The 16,277-nt window shown below is 72.5% G+C and carries 16 protein-coding genes; 13 read left to right on the forward strand and 3 right to left on the reverse strand.

Annotated elements, in window-relative coordinates; all coding sequences use genetic code 11:
* Positions 1–2: 2 nt before the first annotated feature.
* Genes SD460_RS18150 through SD460_RS18180 form a run of 7 tightly spaced genes read left to right on the forward strand, consistent with a single transcriptional unit; the run spans position 3 to position 10,005 of the window.
* Positions 3–5,828 (forward strand): SDR family NAD(P)-dependent oxidoreductase, encoded by a 5,826-nt coding sequence (locus tag SD460_RS18150; protein WP_318306408.1) that lies wholly within the window; start codon positions 3–5, stop codon positions 5,826–5,828.
* Positions 5,829–5,830: 2 nt separating this feature from the next.
* Positions 5,831–6,283 carry an acyl-CoA thioesterase gene (locus SD460_RS18155; protein ID WP_247020264.1) on the forward strand — a complete coding sequence of 151 codons (453 nt, stop codon included), beginning with the start codon at positions 5,831–5,833 and terminating at the stop codon, positions 6,281–6,283.
* A 1-nt stretch (position 6,284) separates the two neighbouring features.
* Entirely contained in the window at positions 6,285–6,860 is a 576-nt protein-coding gene (locus tag SD460_RS18160; RefSeq protein WP_290056309.1) for a flavin reductase family protein, read from the forward strand.
* Positions 6,861–6,874: 14 nt separating this feature from the next.
* Positions 6,875–7,918, forward strand: a complete 1,044-nt coding sequence (locus SD460_RS18165) for an NAD-dependent epimerase/dehydratase family protein (protein ID WP_318306409.1) — start codon at positions 6,875–6,877, stop codon at positions 7,916–7,918.
* Complete coding sequence (locus tag SD460_RS18170) at positions 7,915–8,094, forward strand: DUF6222 family protein (protein ID WP_290056312.1); 180 nt, start codon at positions 7,915–7,917, stop codon at positions 8,092–8,094. The genes SD460_RS18165 and SD460_RS18170 overlap by 4 nt, the downstream gene beginning before the upstream one ends.
* Positions 8,091–9,803, forward strand: coding sequence for an acyl-CoA carboxylase subunit beta (locus SD460_RS18175; RefSeq protein WP_290056313.1), 1,713 nt, complete (start codon positions 8,091–8,093; stop codon positions 9,801–9,803). Before SD460_RS18170 ends, SD460_RS18175 begins: the two co-directional genes overlap by 4 nt.
* Before the next feature lie 10 nt (positions 9,804–9,813).
* A complete protein-coding gene (locus SD460_RS18180) occupies positions 9,814–10,005 on the forward strand; it encodes an acyl-CoA carboxylase subunit epsilon (protein WP_290056315.1) in 192 nt (63 codons plus the stop codon).
* Positions 10,006–10,090: 85 nt separating this feature from the next.
* On the opposite strand, the gene SD460_RS18185 is transcribed toward SD460_RS18180, so the two are convergent.
* On the reverse strand, positions 10,091–10,336 hold the full coding sequence (locus SD460_RS18185) for a hypothetical protein (protein WP_290056316.1): 246 nt from the start codon (positions 10,334–10,336) through the stop codon (positions 10,091–10,093).
* 168 nt (positions 10,337–10,504) lie between these two features.
* Between SD460_RS18185 and SD460_RS18190 the strand changes: the two genes are divergently transcribed.
* From SD460_RS18190 to SD460_RS18215, 6 genes are all read left to right on the forward strand, one after another.
* Entirely contained in the window at positions 10,505–10,645 is a 141-nt protein-coding gene (locus SD460_RS18190; RefSeq protein ID WP_290056318.1) for a hypothetical protein, read from the forward strand.
* Between the two features lie 158 nt (positions 10,646–10,803).
* The gene (locus SD460_RS18195) at positions 10,804–11,115 is read left to right on the forward strand and encodes a DUF6235 family protein (protein ID WP_290056320.1); all 312 of its coding nucleotides are present in this window, start codon (positions 10,804–10,806) and stop codon (positions 11,113–11,115) included.
* A gap of 256 nt (positions 11,116–11,371) precedes the next feature.
* Positions 11,372–11,848, forward strand: a complete 477-nt coding sequence (locus SD460_RS18200; protein WP_086857195.1) for a DUF6423 family protein — start codon at positions 11,372–11,374, stop codon at positions 11,846–11,848.
* 34 nt (positions 11,849–11,882) lie between these two features.
* Complete coding sequence (locus tag SD460_RS18205) at positions 11,883–13,211, forward strand: FAD-dependent monooxygenase (RefSeq protein WP_290056322.1); 1,329 nt, start codon at positions 11,883–11,885, stop codon at positions 13,209–13,211.
* Between the two features lie 11 nt (positions 13,212–13,222).
* A complete protein-coding gene (locus SD460_RS18210) occupies positions 13,223–13,675 on the forward strand; it encodes a DUF6187 family protein (protein ID WP_290056324.1) in 453 nt (150 codons plus the stop codon).
* Positions 13,647–14,195, forward strand: a complete 549-nt coding sequence (locus SD460_RS18215; protein ID WP_290056326.1) for a carboxymuconolactone decarboxylase family protein — start codon at positions 13,647–13,649, stop codon at positions 14,193–14,195. Before SD460_RS18210 ends, SD460_RS18215 begins: the two co-directional genes overlap by 29 nt.
* Before the next feature lie 74 nt (positions 14,196–14,269).
* Here the strand turns inward: SD460_RS18215 and SD460_RS18220 are convergent, their stop codons facing one another.
* Both SD460_RS18220 and SD460_RS18225 read right to left on the reverse strand, forming a co-directional pair.
* A complete protein-coding gene (locus SD460_RS18220) occupies positions 14,270–15,382 on the reverse strand; it encodes an epoxide hydrolase family protein (RefSeq protein WP_290056327.1) in 1,113 nt (370 codons plus the stop codon).
* Positions 15,383–15,440: 58 nt separating this feature from the next.
* Complete coding sequence (locus SD460_RS18225; RefSeq protein ID WP_290056329.1) at positions 15,441–16,235, reverse strand: SAM-dependent methyltransferase; 795 nt, start codon at positions 16,233–16,235, stop codon at positions 15,441–15,443.
* Between the last annotated feature and the right edge of the window lie 42 nt (positions 16,236–16,277).

The raw sequence follows: 16,277 nt of genomic DNA on the forward strand, positions 1-16,277 counted from the left end.
GCATGAGCGTAGAGCGGATTTCGATCGTCGGTATCGGTCTCCGGTACCCCGACGCGAGTTCTCCGGAGGAGCTCTGGGAAAACGTGCTGGCCGGGCGCCGGGCGTTCCGCAGGCTGCCGGACGAGCGGATGAACCGGGCGGACTACTACTCGCCCGACCCGAAGGCGCCGGACCGCTTCTACGCCCAGAAGGCGGCGGTGCTGCGGGACTACGAATTCGACCGGGTGGCGCACAAGGTCGCCGGCAGCACGTTCCGGGCGACGGACACGACGCACTGGCTCGCCCTCGACGTCGCCGCGCAGGCGCTCGCCGACGCCGGGTTCGACGAGGGTGACGGCGCGCCGAGGCAGAGCACCGGTGTCGTCATCGGCAACAGCCTGACCGGCGAGTTCTCCCGCGCCAACATCATGCGGCTGCGCTGGCCGTACGTGCGCCGCACGGTCGCGGCGGCGCTGGGCTCCCGCGGCTGGGAGGACGAGGAGACCGCGAGCTTCCTGCGGGAACTGGAGATCCAGTACAAGGAGCCGTTCCCCGAGATCAACGAGGACACCCTCGCCGGTGGCCTGGCGAACACCATCGCCGGCCGCGTCTGCAACCACTTCGACTTCGCCGGCGGCGGGTACACCGTCGACGGCGCCTGCTCGTCTTCGCTGCTTTCGGTGGTCACCGCGGCCAACGCGCTCGTGCAGGGCGACCTGGACCTCGCCATCGCCGGTGGTGTCGACCTGTCGATCGACCCGTTCGAGGTGATCGGCTTCGCCAAGACCGGCGCGCTGGCCAAGCGCGAGATGAAGGTCTACGACGCCGACTCCAACGGCTTCTGGCCCGGCGAGGGCTCGGGCATGCTGGTCCTGATGCGCGAAAGCGACGCGCTGGAGCAGGGCAAGCGGATCTACGCGTCGATCGGCGGCTGGGGCGTTTCCTCCGACGGCAAGGGCGGCATCACCCGGCCCGAGGCGGCCGGGCACCGGCTGGCCATCAAGCGCGCCTACGACCGCGCGGGCTACGGCGTCGAGACCGTTTCCTACTTCGAGGGCCACGGCACCGGTACCGCGCTGGGCGACGCCACCGAGATCGAGGCGCTGTCCACCGCCCGCCGCGACGCCGACCCGCTGGCCAAGCAGGCCGCGCTGTCGACCATCAAGGGCAACATCGGCCACACCAAGGCCGCGGCGGGCGTCGCCGGCCTGATCAAGGCGACGCTGGCGGTGTACCACCAGGTCATCCCGCCGGCCACCGGGCACCACGACCCGCACGAGTCGCTGACCGGCTCCTCGGCGCGGATGTACGTCCCGCGCGAGGCGACGCTGTGGCCGGAGGACCAGCCGGTCCGCGCGGGTGTCTCCGCGATGGGCTTCGGCGGGATCAACTCCCACATCACCGTCACCGAGTCGCCGACCGCGCCGCGGCGGCGCGAGCTCGACGAGCGGGCCCGCTCGCTGGTCGCCGGGCGCCAGGACGCCGAGCTGCTGCTGTTCGAGGCCGACGACCTCGCGACGCTGCGCGGGAACATCGCGGCGACGCTGGAAGCCGTCCCGAAGCTGTCGTTCGCCGAGCTGACCGACCTCGCCGCGTCGCTGGCGAAGGAGCTTTCGGGCAAGGCGGTGCGCGCGGCGGTCGTCGCGGCCAACCCGGAGCACGCCGAGCGGAAGCTGACGAAGCTCCTGGAGCAGCTCGAGTCGGGTGACTCGGTCTTCGACAGCGCCGACGGCATCTTCGCGAGCAGCCGCGGCACCGCGCCGAAGATCGGCTACCTGTTCCCCGGCCAGGGTTCGGGACGCGGCGGCGACAGCGCCCTGCGCCGCCGGTTCTCCTCGGCCGAGGAGATCTACCGCGCGGCCGGGCTGCCGGCCACCGGCGACCAGGTCGCCACCGAGGTGGCGCAGCCCCGGATCGTCACCGGTTCGCTGGCCGCGCTGCGGGTGCTGCGCTCGTTCGGCATCGAGGCGGCCACGGCCACCGGGCACAGCCTCGGCGAGCTGACCGCCCTGCACTGGGGCGGCGCGCTCGACGAGCGCGGGCTGCTGGCGCTGGCGAAGGTCCGCGGCAAGGTGATGGCCACGACGACCGGTGACGGCACCGGCGCGATGGCCGGGATCGCCGCCTCGCCGGGCCGCGTCGAAGAACTCGGCCTGGGCGACGACGTCGTCATCGCCGGGTACAACGCGCCCGAGCAGACCGTGATCTCCGGGCCCGCCCCGGCGATCGACAAGCTCGTGGCTCGCGCCAAGGCCCAGGGCGTCGGCGCGACCCGGATCAAGGTCTCGCACGCCTTCCACTCGCCGGCGGTCGAGCCCGCCGCGAACGCGATGACCGAGAAGCTGGGCGAGTTCACCTTCTCGCGGCTCGAGCGGCCGGTCGTCTCCACCGTCAGCGGCGACGTCCTGCACGCCGCCGAGAATTTGGCGGAGCTGCTGCGCGACCAGATCGTGCTGCCGGTCCGCTTCCGCGAAGCCGCCGCCAAGGTGGCCGAGCGCAGCGACCTCGTGGTCGAGGTCGGGCCGGGCCGCGTGCTGACCGGGCTGTTCGAGGAGATCGCGCCGGAGACCCCGGTGCTCGCGATCGACACGGACAACGCGTCGCTGCAGGCGCTGCTGCGGGTCGTCGGCGCGGCGTTCGCGCTCGGCGCCGACCTGGCGGTGGACGCGCTGTTCGAGGGCCGGGTCGTGCGTGCCCTGCCGGCCGACGGGGTGTTCAACTTCCTGGCCAGCCCGTGCGAGGCGGCGCCGTCGATCGACAGCGAGCTGGCCGCCGAACTGGCCGCGGAGAAGGCGCAGGCCGCCGACGCCGAGGCCGGCGCCGCCGAGGGCGAGTCCGGCTCGACGCTGGACCTGCTGCGCAAGCTCGCCGCCGAGCGCGTCGAGCTGCCCCTGGAAGCCGTCACCGCCGACACCCACCCGCTCGACGACCTGCACCTGTCGTCGATCACGGTCGGGCAGCTGGTCAACGACGTCACCCGGGCGCTCGGGCGGCCCGCGCTGGAAGGCATGCCGAACTTCGCGACGGTGTGCCTCGGTGAGCTCGCCGAGATGATCGACGAGCTGGCGCAGACGGCCAAGCCGACCGACTCCGGCGCCGGCGAGGCCGCCGGTGTCGGCCCGTGGGTCCGGCCGTTCGCGGTCGAATACGTGCCCGCGCCGCGGCCCACCGCGGACCTCACGCCGGGCGCCGGGCACGCCGAGTGGCAGGTCTTCGCCACGCCGCGGCACCCGCTGGCCGAGCCGCTGAAGGCGGCGCTGGCGAAGGCGGGCGTCGGCGACGGCGTCCTGCTGGTCCTGCCGTCGGACTGCGACTCGAGCCACGTCGGCCTGTTCCTCGACGCCGGCCGCGCGGTCATGGCCGCCCCCAACGGCACGCGCTTCGTGGTCGTGCACCACGGCTACGGCGCCGCCGGCCTGGCCCGGACCCTGCGGCTCGAGGACCCGTCGGCGAAGACGACGATCATCGACTTCGCGGACCCGACCCCGGCGGGCGAGGACGAGATCGCGACGGCCGTGTCCACCGTGGTGGCCGAGGTCGCCGCGACCACGGACTTCACCGAAGCGCGCTACGGCGCCGACGGCGGGCGCACCGTGCCGCGGCTGTCCGCGCTGGCCGCGCCGAAGCCCGGCCCGATCCAGGACTCGCTGGACGCGACCGACGTCCTGCTCGTCACCGGTGGCGGCAAGGGCATCACGGCGGAGAGCGCGCTCGCGCTGGCCAAGGACTCCGGAGCGCGGCTGGCCCTGCTCGGGCGCAGCGACCCCGAGTCCGACACCGAGCTGGCGGAGAACCTCGACCGCATGGAGGCGGCGGGCATCCGCTACCGCTACGAGCGCGCCGACGTCACCAGCGCCCCGGCGGTGGCCGAGGTGGTCGCGCGGATCGAGGCCGACCTCGGCCCGGTCACCGCGATCCTGCACGGCGCCGGCCGCAACGAGCCGGCCGCCCTGTTCTCCCTCACCGAGGACAGCTTCCGCAAGACGCTCGCGCCGAAGATCGGCGGGCTCAACGCGGTGCTGAACGCGGTCGACCAAGACAAGATCAAGCTCCTGGTCACCTTCGGCAGCATCATCGGCCGGGCGGGCCTGCGCGGTGAAGCGCACTACGCCACGGCGAACGACTGGATGACCGAGCTGACCCTGCGCTTCGGCCAGGAACACCCGCGGGCGCGGGCGATCGCGCTGGAGTGGTCGGTCTGGTCGGGCACCGGCATGGGCGAGAAGCTCGGCGTGGTCAGCGCCCTGATGCGCGACGGCATCACGCCGATCCCGACGGAGGAGGGCATCACCATCCTCCGCCAGGTGCTGGCCGACCCGGCCGCGCCGCCGGTGCTGGTGGTCTGCGGCCGCACGTCGGGCCTGGCCACGCTGCCGATCCAGAAGCGGGAGCTGCCGCTGACCCGGTTCGTCGACCGCGCGGTCGTGCACTACCCCGGCGTCGAGCTGATCACCGAGGCGGACCTGTCGGACGGGGCCGACCCGTACCTGACCGACCACCTGCTCGACGGGCAGCTGCTGTTCCCGGCGGTGCTCGGCATGGAGGCCATGACGCAGGCCGCGGCGGCGACGCTCGACCGCGTCGGCACCCCGGTGCTCTCCGACGTCGAGTTCCTCCGGCCGATCATCGTCTCGCCCGGCGGGTCGACCACGGTCCGGCTGGCGACGCTGGCCCGCGACGCGGATACGGTGGACGTCGTCATCCGCAGTGACGAGACGGGCTTCAGCGCCGACCACTTCCGGGCGCGGCTGAGCTTCGCGCGGCCGGCGGAACTGGGCGAGCAGGTGCCCCGCGACGTCGCGCTGCCGCCGGTGCCGGTGGAGCCGATCAGCGAGCTGTACGGCTCGGTCCTGTTCCAGGGCAAGCGGTTCCAGCGGGTGCTCGGCTACCAGCGGGCGAGCGCCCGGCACGCCGTCGCCGAGATCGCGACCAGCTCGAACCACTACTGGTTCGCGCCGTTCCTCCCGCAGGACCGGCTGCTGGCCGACCCCGGCACGCGGGACGCGATGATGCACGCGATCCAGTGCTGCGTCCCCGACGCGACGCTGCTGCCGCAGGGCATCGAGAAGCTGTACCTGGCCGAGCCGGGCGCCCAGCACGACGAGTACGTCCTGCTGGACGCGAAGGAACGCTTCCAGGACGGCGACAGCTACGTCTACGACCTCGACGTCCGCAACCCGGACGGCACCCTGGTCGAGCGCTGGGAAGGGCTGAAGCTGCGCGCGGTCCGCAAGCGCGACGGCGCCGGCCCGTGGGTCCCGTCGATGCTCGGGTCCTATGTGGAGCGTGCCTGTGAGCGGCTGCTCGGCGGGACGCGGGCGGTCGTGCTCGAGCCGGACCCGGCCGGGCGCCCGGCGGAGGGCATCGCCGAGCGGAGGGCGCAGACCGCGCTCGCCGCGGGCCGCGCGCTCGACAAGCCGGTCGAGGTCCGCTACCGCCCCGACGGCAAGCCCGAGTTCGACGGCGGCAACGTCGGCGCTTCGCACACCTCCCAGCTGACCCTCGTGGTCGCCGGCGCCGACCAGGTCGCCTGCGACATCGAGACGGCGATCGAGCGCACCGAAGAGGACTGGGCCGGCCTGCTCGGCGAGGAGCTGCTCGGTCTCGGCCGGCTGCTGGCCGCCGACACCGGCGAACCGATCAGCGTCGCGAACACCCGCGTCTGGAGCGCACTCGAATGCGTGCGCAAGACCGGGCTGATGACCCAGGCGCTGACCGTCCGCCAGGTCGACGCCGACGGGTGGGCGCTGCTCGCCTCCGGCAACGCCCGGATCGCCACCTGGTCGACCACCGTCAACGACCGGACCGACCCGATCGTGTTCGCCGTGCTCCACGCAGAGGGGAACTGAAGATGACCGACTACTACGAGATCCGCCACACGGTCGGCTTCGAAGAGACCAACCTGGTGGGCAACGTCTACTACGTGAACTACGTGCGCTGGCAGGGCCGGTGCCGCGAGATGTTCCTGAAGGAGAAGGCGCCGGCGGTGCTCGAAGAGGTCCGCCACGACCTCAAGCTGTTCACCCTCAAGGTGGAGTGCGAGTTCTTCGCCGAGATCACCGCGTTCGACGAGCTGTCCATCCGGCTGCGGCTGGAGGAGCTCACCTCGACGCAGATCCAGTTCGCGTTCGACTACGTGCACCTCACCGAGGACGGCGAGGAGCGCCTGGTGGCCCGGGGACGGCAGCGCATCGCCTGCATGCGCGGGCCCAACACGGCGACCGTGCCGTCGCGGGTCCCCGAGCAGCTGCGCGAGGCGCTGGTGCCCTACTCGACGGCCGCGGTCAACGGCAAGGGAGTCTGACGTGGGCTACGAAGCAGAGCCGGCCGAGAGGACGCACGTCCTCAAGCGGCTGCGGACCTCGCCCGCCCGCCGCGGGCTGTCGGCCCAGCCGGGGCTGCGCCAGGTGATGGCGCAGTTCGCGACCGGGGTGACGGTGCTGACGGCGGGCGGGGAGGACGCGCACGGCATGACCGCCAACGCGTTCTCGTCGGTCTCGCTGGAGCCGCCGATGGTGCTGTGCTGCGTCTCCAAGGCGGCCCGGATGCACTCCGCGATCGTCACCGCGGGCTCGTTCGGGGTGAACATCCTCTCGGCCGACCAGCAGGAGCTGTCGAAGTACTTCGCCGACTGGCGCCGTCCCGACGGGATCGCCCAGTTCGAAGCGGTCGGCTACACGGTGGGCGGCAAGACCGGCTCGCCGCTGCTGACCGGGGCGCTGGCGTGGCTCGAGTGCGAGCTCGCGCAGGTGATCGAGGGTGGTGACCACTCGATCTTCCTCGGCCGGGTGGTCGCCACCAGCCGCGGCGAGGGCGAGCACGCGCTCGTCTTCTACGGCGGCGGCTACCACCAGATCGACGGGCGCGCTCGCGCGGCCTGAAGGGGACGGAAGTCATGCTGATCGCGGTCACGGGCGGGACGGGGTTCCTGGGCGGGCACACGGTCGCGGCCCTGCTGCGGCGGGGCCACCGGGTGCGCCTGCTCGCCCGTGACCCCGGCCGCGTTCCGTCCACTGTGGACGTCGTGACCGGTGACGTCGCGGATCCGGGCGCGGTGGCCCGGCTCGTCCACGGGGCGGACGCGCTGCTGCACGCGGCGGGCGTGTACACCTTCGACAGCCGGCGCCGGGCCGAGGTGTGGCGGGTCAACGTCGAGGGCACGTCGGCCGTGCTCGACGCGGCCCGCCGCGCGGGTACCGGGCGGATCGTGCACGTCTCCACCGTCGGGGCGCTGTTCCCGACCGGTGAGCCGTCGATCGGGGCGGCGAGCCCGGTCGGCGCGCCGCGGGAGGCCTACCTCGCGGCCAAGGCCGAGGCCGACCGGATCGCGCGCGGTCACCGGGACGACGGCGCGCCGGTCACCATCACCTACCCGCCCGCGCTGCTCGGCCCGGCGGACCCGCACCTGGGTGACCAGAACGCGCGGCTGCGGGACCTGCTGCGCGGGCTGATGCCGATGTGGCCCTCGGGCGGGCTGCCGATCGGCGACGTCCGCGACTCGGCGGAATTGCACGCGCGGCTGTTCGATCCGGCGGCGCCGGGGCCGGCGTACTTCGGGCCGGGGCACTTCCTGCGCACCCGCGACTACCTCGGCGTGGTCCGGGCCGCGACCGGACGGCGGCTGCCCGCGGTGTTCCTGCCCGCGCGGGCGATGTTCCCGGTCGGGCGGGCCGCCGATCTCCTGCAGCGCGCCTGGCCGTGGCACATCCCGGCCGAGTACGGCGCGCTCTACGTCTGCGCCACCGCCGTCCCCGTCGACGCGGGCGCGCCGCACGCCGGCGTCCCCGCGCGGCCGCCGCTGGAAACCGTGCGCGACACGGTGGCCTGGTTGCACGCGACCGGCCGGCTGACCGACCGGCAGGCGGGCGCCGTTGTCCTGTCCAGTGTGTCCACTGTGGACGCCGGTGCCGGCGCCCCGACCGAGGAGGTCCTGCCATGACCGCCAGCGATGCCATCGAACCCGCCCGGTCGGCCGCGGCGCCGCCCGCCGTGCCGGACGTGCCCGCCGAGTGGCCGGTCCGCCCGATGCCCCGCCTCGGCCGCGGCATCGTGTGGTCCGACATCGTCGCCGAGATCGAGCACGACCAGCAGCTACGGATGAGGGATGCCGCGTGAGCGGAGGCCACGAATCCGGGGCCCAGCGAGCCGACGCGGAGGTGGTGCCGGTCCCGGAAGGGCCCCGGCCGGGCCGCCGCCGGCTCGCGCGGCCGGGGGAGACCGGGGACGCCCAGGTCATCGAGCTGGCCAGGGCGACCGACCAGGTGCGCGCGGAGCCCGCGGACATGCCGCTGCTGCGGCGCCGCCGCGACGAGCTCCGCGGGCACATCCACGAGGGCAAGCTCGACGCCGTGCGCCGCCAGCACTCGCTCGGCAAGCTCACCGCGCGCGAACGGCTGGCCCTGCTGCTCGACGAGGATTCGTTCACCGAGATCGAGCCCTACCGGCGCCACCAGGCGAGCGGGCCGGGCCTGGCGGGCAACCGCCCCTACACCGACGGCGTCGTCGCGGGGTCCGGCACCATCGACGGGCGCCGCGTCTTCGTGTACGCCCAGGACTTCACGCTGTTCGGCGGTTCGCTCGGCGAGGCGCACGCGGCCAAGATCCACAAGGTGCTCGACCTCGCGGTGGCCAACGGCGCGCCGGTGATCGGGCTCAACGACAGCGGCGGCGCCCGGATCCAGGAGGGCGTGCTCGCGCTCAACGGCTACGGCGGCATCTTCCGCCGCCAGGTCGAGGCGTCCGGCGTGATCCCGCAGATCAGCGTCATCCTGGGCCCCTGCGCGGGCGGCGCGGCCTACTCGCCGGCGCTGGCGGACTTCACGTTCATGGTGCGCGACACCGCGCGGATGTACCTGACCGGCCCGGACGTCGTCGAGGCGGTCACCGGCCGCCGCGTCACCCACGAGGAGCTCGGCGGCGCCGACGTCCACGGCACCCATTCGGGCGTGGCGACGGTCGTGCACGACGACGAGGAGAGCTGCCTCGCCGACGTCCGCTACCTGGTGTCCCTGCTGCCGTCGAACTACCTCGACCCGCTGCCGGACGCGAGCCCGTCCGGCGCGAGGGACGACTACCGCCCGCGGCTGGCCGAGCTGGTGCCGGTCGAGCCGAACCAGCCGTACGACATGCACGACGTCTTCGCGGAGATCGCCGACGACGGCGAGTTCTTCGAGCTGCACGAAGGCTGGGCCCGCAACGTGCTGTGCGCGCTGGCCCGCATCGACGGCCGCGTGGTCGGCCTGGTCGGCAACCAGCCGGTGGTGTTCGCCGGCGTCCTGGACGGCCCGGCGTCGCAGAAGGCGGCGCGGTTCGTGCGGTTCTGCGACGCGTTCGGGATCCCGCTGGTGAGCCTGGTCGACGTCCCGGGGTTCCTGCCGGGCGTGGAGCAGGAGCGGAGCGGGATCATCCGCCAGGGCGCGCAGCTGCTGCACGCGTACTGCGAAGCGACCGTTCCGCGGGTCCAGGTGATCCTGCGGAAGGCGTACGGCGGCGCGTACATCGTGATGGACTCGCGGTCGATCGGCTGCGACCTGTCGCTGGCCTGGCCGACCAACCAGATCGCGGTGATGGGCGCGGAGGGCGCGGTGAACGTCCTGCACCGCCGCGAACTGGCGGCGGCCGAGGATCCTTCGGCGTTGCGGGCGAAGCTCGTCGCGGAGTACACGGAGGAGTACCTGAACCCGCAGTACGCGGCCGAGCGGGGGCTGGTGGACGACATCATCGACCCGGCGGAAACCCGGGCGGCGCTGGCGCGCGGGCTGGCCATGCTGCGGGACAAGCGGAAGCCGGGACCGTCACGCAAGCACGGGAACCTGCCGATCTGAGGGGGCTCGGATGGTGCTGAGGGTGGTCCGGGGCACCCCGGACGACGTCGAACTGGCGGCGCTGGTCACGGCGCTGACGGTGCTGTCGGCGGGCTCCCCGCCGGAGCCGGCCGCCGAGGTGGCGGGCTGGCGGGCGCGGGGTTCGGCGGAACCGCCCTTCCGCCGCCCGGGCGCCTGGCGCCTCTCGGGCCTGCCCCGCTGAAGGGACGTTCGGTGCGCGGCTCGTGAGTGTTTAGTCGGGTTAGAACCCGACTAAACACTCACGAGCCACGCGCTGAGCCGACGTGTCAAGCGGCCCGGTCGTCGCGCTCTTCCGCCTGGCGGGCCGAGGTGAGCTCCCGGAGCCGGGCGGCCGCCTCGCCTTCCCGTGCCGGGGAATACGTGCTGTGGCCCGGGTGGACCGCGACGTACCGCACCATCCCGTCGAGGAGGACTTCGACCTCCGTGTGCTCGCCGGGCAGGAACGCGCCCCCGCAGGCCGCGCACGTGCGCTGGCGCTCCGCGGCGCCCCAGTGGGTCTCGTGATCGGTCATGAGGCACCCCGCTCAAAGGTCCAGGTGAATCTCGGTCACCCCAGTGCACTCCCGGCGCGATGCCCACCGCCACTCGTGCGGTGCGCATCCACCCGGACCTGAGTCGCGCACATCCGATCCGCGACCGGGCGGGCGCATGGTGGGACGTCCCACCGGAAGGAGAGAACCATGACAGCAGCAGCGGTTCCGGCCGAACCCCAGCAGCCCGCCGAGCCCGTCCAGCGCGCCGCCGAACGGCACCTGATCGCGGTGCCGGACCCCGAGCCGGAGGCGGACGAGCGCGGGCACATCGTGCTCGGCTACAACTGACTCGCACGTTCGAAGATGACCACGTCCCGGCCGCCACGGGAAACTGGAGGTCGGCCGGGGCGTCACGGGGTTCCCGGCGGGGCGCGCCAGTGGCCTGTCCGCGACGCACGTCCGCGTGGGCCGGCGCGCCGGCGGACGTTCGGTAGGGAGGCCGGCGAATGGCAGTGCGCCTCCAGCTCACCGCTGGCTTCGAGATCCTCGAGGCGTGGGCTGAATCCGCGACCCAGGCCCGCCGCAACGCGCTCTACGAAGCGCTGTTCGCGGTCGGCGACGGATCGGCGTTCCTCGTTTACGACATTTTCGGCGACGCGGCGAACCCGCGCAATTTCGTCATTGTCGTGAAAGCGGATCTGGTTCTCAAAATCATGGTCCAGCGCGCGGAATCGTCTTTCGAAATCTGTTATGTCGGCGCGCTCGAGGACGACGTCGACGTCGCGCCGGCCCAGTCGAGCCCGGCCAACCCGGAGTAACCGGCGAAAGTTCGTGGTCCGAACGGCGCAACGGGCGTTCGCGTGTGGTCGAACCACCCCGCGTAGGTGGCGCAACAACACCTGCTCCGGTCATGTGTTTCACACCTTGACTATGGCCCTCTCGGTATGAAACTCTTCATATGTTCGCTGGTCAGAACGTTATTTTTGGGGCGAATAACGAGGAGGCAGCACAATGTCGTCACCTGAACTGCCGGGACTTGACGTTTCCAGCCGGGTCCGGGCACGGGACATCCAGATGACCGGGACTGCCGATCTCGGCCGCCGGGTTCTCATGATCACGGGCGCCGTCGACACGACCGACCACGACGTTTCGGTCAGCGTCAACCTGCCCGAACCGGGCCGCTGGCACGTGATCAAGGCCGAAACCAACCTGACCGACCAGACCTGGGTCGCCATGCAGGCCGTGCTCGACGAGGACTCCACGTTCCTCGACGACGACCTGCTGATGTCGCCGCAGTTCACGAAGAGCTTCATGACGCCGGACCAGCGCCGCCTCACGTTCTACGACGGCGAGGTGCGTCCGGGCGAGACCGTGCTCAAGGCGTACTCGATGGAGACGGGCGGGCGCAAGCCGGCGTACTTCTACTCCCGGTACAGCCCCATCCCCACCGACAGCGCGGAGCAGTCGCAGCAGACGCTGGACGAGCTGGTCGCCCACGGCATGAACCAGCGACCCGTGATCGAGCTGATCGTCCCGGTGACCGTCATCTGACGACCCGCCGGGTCCCGATCGAGCTGGGGAGCACATGATCTCGTTCGTGCCCGAGCCGCACCTGCTGGACTCGCCCCGTGGACGTGACTGGCCCCGCCCGCCGGTGCCGGCCCCGGTCCGCGGGACGCTGCCCGCCACCTCGGCGGACGTCGTGGTCGTCGGCGCCGGCCCGGCCGGTGTCGCGGTGGCGTCCGCGCTGTGGCACCACGGCGTCCGCGACGTCGTCATCGCCGACCGGACCGGCCGTCCGTGCAGCCGGTTCTTCGGCCGCATCGACCGCCTCGGCCAGCGTGTCCTGCGCTCGCCGTACGAGCACCACCCCGGCGTCGAGGGCTACCGCGACTGCGAACTCCTGGACTTCGCGCGCCTGCACTGGGGCAAGCTGACCCGCACCGAGCGGCGCGAGATCCGGATGTCGCAGTCGGGCCACCGCTCGGTGGTGCCCGTGGACGTCTTCGACGCCTACTGCGACCACTTGATCGCCAGCCACCACATCGGGCGCAAAGCTTGGCAGGCGCGCGTCCGCGAGGTCGTGCCCGGAGGCGACGCGGTCACCGTGCGCGCCGACCGGTTCTCGGTCACCGCCCGGCACGTCGTGCTGTGCCTCGGCGAAGAGCGCCGCGACGCGCCGGATTCCTGGTGGGGCGGCGGATCCGCGCCGGCCGGAGTGTCCTATTGGGACGAATCGGTGCCGGTCGGCGGGCGGTGCCTGGCGGTGGTGGGCGCCGGGCTCACCGCGGCCCACCTCATCGCCGGCGCGCTCGACGAAGGCCGCGAAGTGCATTGGGTCGTGCGGGAAACCGGCGAGCGCTACCAGTGCGCCGACGTGAACTCCTCGTTCTTCCGCCCCGAAGGCCGCTTGCGCTTCAACCGCGTCGGCTGGTCCGAGCGGCTCGAGCTGATGAGCACGTTCCGGCGCGCGTCGATCATGTTCGAGTTCCGCCCGCTGCTCGAACGCGCGCAGGCCGAGGGACGGCTGGTCGTGCACCGCGGCGCCGAGGTCAAGAGCATCGGACCCGGTGTCGGCGGAACGACCGTGGTGCGCCTGGCCGGCGGCGGCCGGATCGCGGCCGACCACGTCCAGCTCGCGCTGGGCACCACCCCGTCGATCGGCGAAGGCCTGCTGCCCGACGACGCCCTCGCGGTCCGAGACGGCTGGCCGGAACTCGACGAGCGGACCCTGACCCACCTCCGCGCCCCCCGGGTGTCGGTGGTCGGCGCGGCGGCGGCGATGGTCCTCGGCCCGGCGGCCCGCAACATCGACGGCCACCGGGTGGCGACCACCCGAGCTGCGGCGGCGATCGCTCAGGTGCTGCAGGGCGGCGAGCTCCCGGCGCCGGCGAAGACCGCGGTCGGCGTCTGAGGAGGAACGTGATGGACGCCGGCGAAGACACCCGGTTCGCGCTGCCCGAGGTCGACGCGCCCGCCGCCACCGAGGTCGGGGTGATCCTGCTCGGCCTCGAGGCCGACCGGCTGCTCGCCGGGCTCGGGCTGGCCCGGCTGGCGGACGACCCGGCCCTGGTGACGCAGGTCGTCGACCAGGCCCGGCACGGCGTCCCGGACACCGGCCTGCCCGGGCTCCTGGACACCGGCAAACAGCACTGGCGGGCCCTGCGCGCGACGCTCGGCGACCCGCCGTCGACGTCGACGCCGGGCTCGCTGCGGCGGGAGTGGGACCGGGCGTCGGCCCGGGTCGCCGCGGCCGTTCCCGGTGCGGGTGCCGCGTCGCTGGCCTACCTGACGGCGTGCGTGCTCCGCCGCGCCGACGTCGACCGGATCGCGGATCGAAAGGACACCGATGTCGTACTTGAAGTCCCTGCCGGCTGAGACCACGCTGCTGCAGGTCTTCCAGGCCAACCCCGGCCCGGCCCGGCACCTGCTGGCCTTCCACGAGGAGCTGCTGCGCGGCGATTCGCCGTTCACGCCGGGGGAGCGGGAGCTGATCGCCGCCTACGTCTCCGGCGTCAACGACTGCGGCTACTGCCACGGCATCCACACGGTGACCGCCGAGGCGTTCGGCGTCGAAGCGGGCCTGCTGGGCGCGGCGCTGGACGACCTGGACTCCGCGCCGATCGACGAGCGGCTGAAGCCGGTCCTCGCCTACGTCGGCAAGCTGACGCGGACGCCGTCCCGGATGACCGCCGCCGACGCCGAAGCGGTGTTCGCGGCCGGGTGGGACGAGCGCGCGCTGCACGACGCGGTGCTGGTCTGCGCGCTGTTCAACTTCATGAACCGGATGGTCGACGGCCTCGGCATCCAGGCCGACGACGCCTACAAGAAGCTCTCGGGCGAGCGCCTGAAGCACAGCGGCTACGGCGGCCTCGCCCAACTGCTCCCCGAAGCCTGAGCGCCGCGCGGGGTCGTGAGTGTTAAGTCGGGTTCTAACCCGACTTAACACTCACGACCCTGGCGGCGCTCGGACTAGGCCAGTTCGGCGAAGAACTCGGCGATGTCGCGGCCGAGCGTGTCCGGCGACTCGACGGCCGGGTAGTGGCCGCCGCGCTCCATCACCGTGTAGCGGCGCAGGTCGAAGCGCCTCTCCACCCACTTCCGCGGCACCGCCGCGGGTTCGCGCGGGTAGGCGGCGACCGCGGTCGGGACGTTGAACAGCGGCTGCGCGTCGCTCTTCGGCGTCCACGGCTTCTGGAAGCTCTCCGCGTACAGCCGCGCGGTGCTGCCCATCGAATTCGTGAACCAGAACAGCGAAAGCGTCGTGAGGACGCGCTCGCGCGGGTACCCGGTCTCGAAGTCGCCGTCGTGGTCGGTCCAGTCGTGCAGCTTTTCGACCAGCCACGCCGCGGTCGCCGCCGGCGAGTCGCCGATGTAGGCGATGCTCTGCGGGCGGGTCGTGTGCAGCACGAAGTAGCCGTTGCTGTAGCGCGCCCACGCCGTGTTGGCCGCGCGCCGCACCTTCTCGTCGTCCGCCCAGAGCTCCTCGGGGATCGGGCCTTCGAGGCTGAACGGCATCGTCGTGTGCAGCCCGACGACGGCCTCCGGGTGGTGGTGGGCCAGGTGCTGGCCGATGATCGAGCCCCAGTCGGAGCCGTAGATCCCGTAGCGTTCGTGGCCCAGCACCTCGGTCATCAGCCGGTGGAACAGGTCCGCGGTCTCGGCGTACCCGATGCCTGGCCGGGCCAGCGGCGTCGAAAAGCCGTAGCCGGGCAGGTCCACCACCACGACCTCGTGGCCGTCCAGGTGCGGCAGCACCTCCTTGAAGTCCCAGAACGTCCACGGCCAGCCGCCGATCAGCAGCAGCGGCAGCTTCCCGTCGCCGGGGACGTGCAGGTAGTGCACCGGCTGGCCGTCGAAATCGACGCGGTAGTGCGCGTGCTCGTTCATCTCGGCCTCGTGCACGCGCCAGTCGTAGCTGTCCCGCCAGTCGGCCAGCAGCCCGGCCAGGTACTCCTGGTTGGTCCCGTACTCCCAGCCGTCGTTGGCCAGGTCGCCGGGCAGGCGCGTGCGCGCGAGGCGCTCGCGGAGGTCCTGGATGTCCTCGTCGGGCACGGCGATGCGGAACGGTTCCGGTTTCGGCAAGGGATTCGCCCTTCGTTCGTGGTGACCACGGCCGCGGACCCGGCCGCGGGCGCGGTGGTCAGCCCAGCCGGCCGAGGCCGCCGTACATCCGGCGGGTGGTGTCGCCTTCGCGGCGCCAGTGCCCGGTCGGCACCAGGCCGGGCGGCTGCAGGGTGAAGCCGGTGAACAGCGCCTCGATCTCGGCGCGGGTCCGGAACACCATGGGCGACGTCGCGTTGCGGTAGATCGCGCGCATGGTGTCCTGCTCGGCTTCGGGTGACTCGTCGGCGTTGAGGTGCGAGAGCGCGAGGAACGACCCCGGCGCCAGCCGTTCGCGGAACGTGCGGACGATGCCGTGCGGGTCGTCTTCGTCGGTGATGAAGTGGAAGACGGCGACGCACAGCAGCGCGACCGGCTGCGCGAAGTCGATCAGGTCCGCCAGCTCCGGGTTGTCCACAATGGACATCGGCTCGCGCAGGTCGGCGGTCAGCAGCCGGGTGATCTTCTGCTCTTCCTCAGAAAGCAGGGTTTTCCCGTGGGTGGCGACGACCGGGTCCAGGTCCACGTAGGCGACCCGGGCGTCCGGAATGGACCGCCGGGCGATCTGGTGGGTGTTCTCCATGCTGGGCAGCCCGGCCCCGACGTCGATGAACTGCCGCACTCCGTGCTCGGCGGCGAGGTGGTGCACCACCCGGCCGAGGAACCGGCGGTTCTCCCAGACGACGTCCTTGGTGAGCACCTCGCCGACCTGGTCGATGACCGCGTCCCCGGCCGCCCGGTCGACGGGGAAGTTGTTGTCCCCGTGGAGGAAGTAGTCGTACATCCGCGCCGGCGACGGCTTCTCCGCCGCCACGGCGTCTTCTGCTCCCGGCATCCTGGCCTCCCGCACGTCGGTCCCGGCCGCGAGCCTAGGCCG

Source organism: Amycolatopsis solani, assembly GCF_033441515.1.
GTDB classification, from domain to species: Bacteria; Actinomycetota; Actinomycetes; order Mycobacteriales; family Pseudonocardiaceae; genus Amycolatopsis; species Amycolatopsis solani.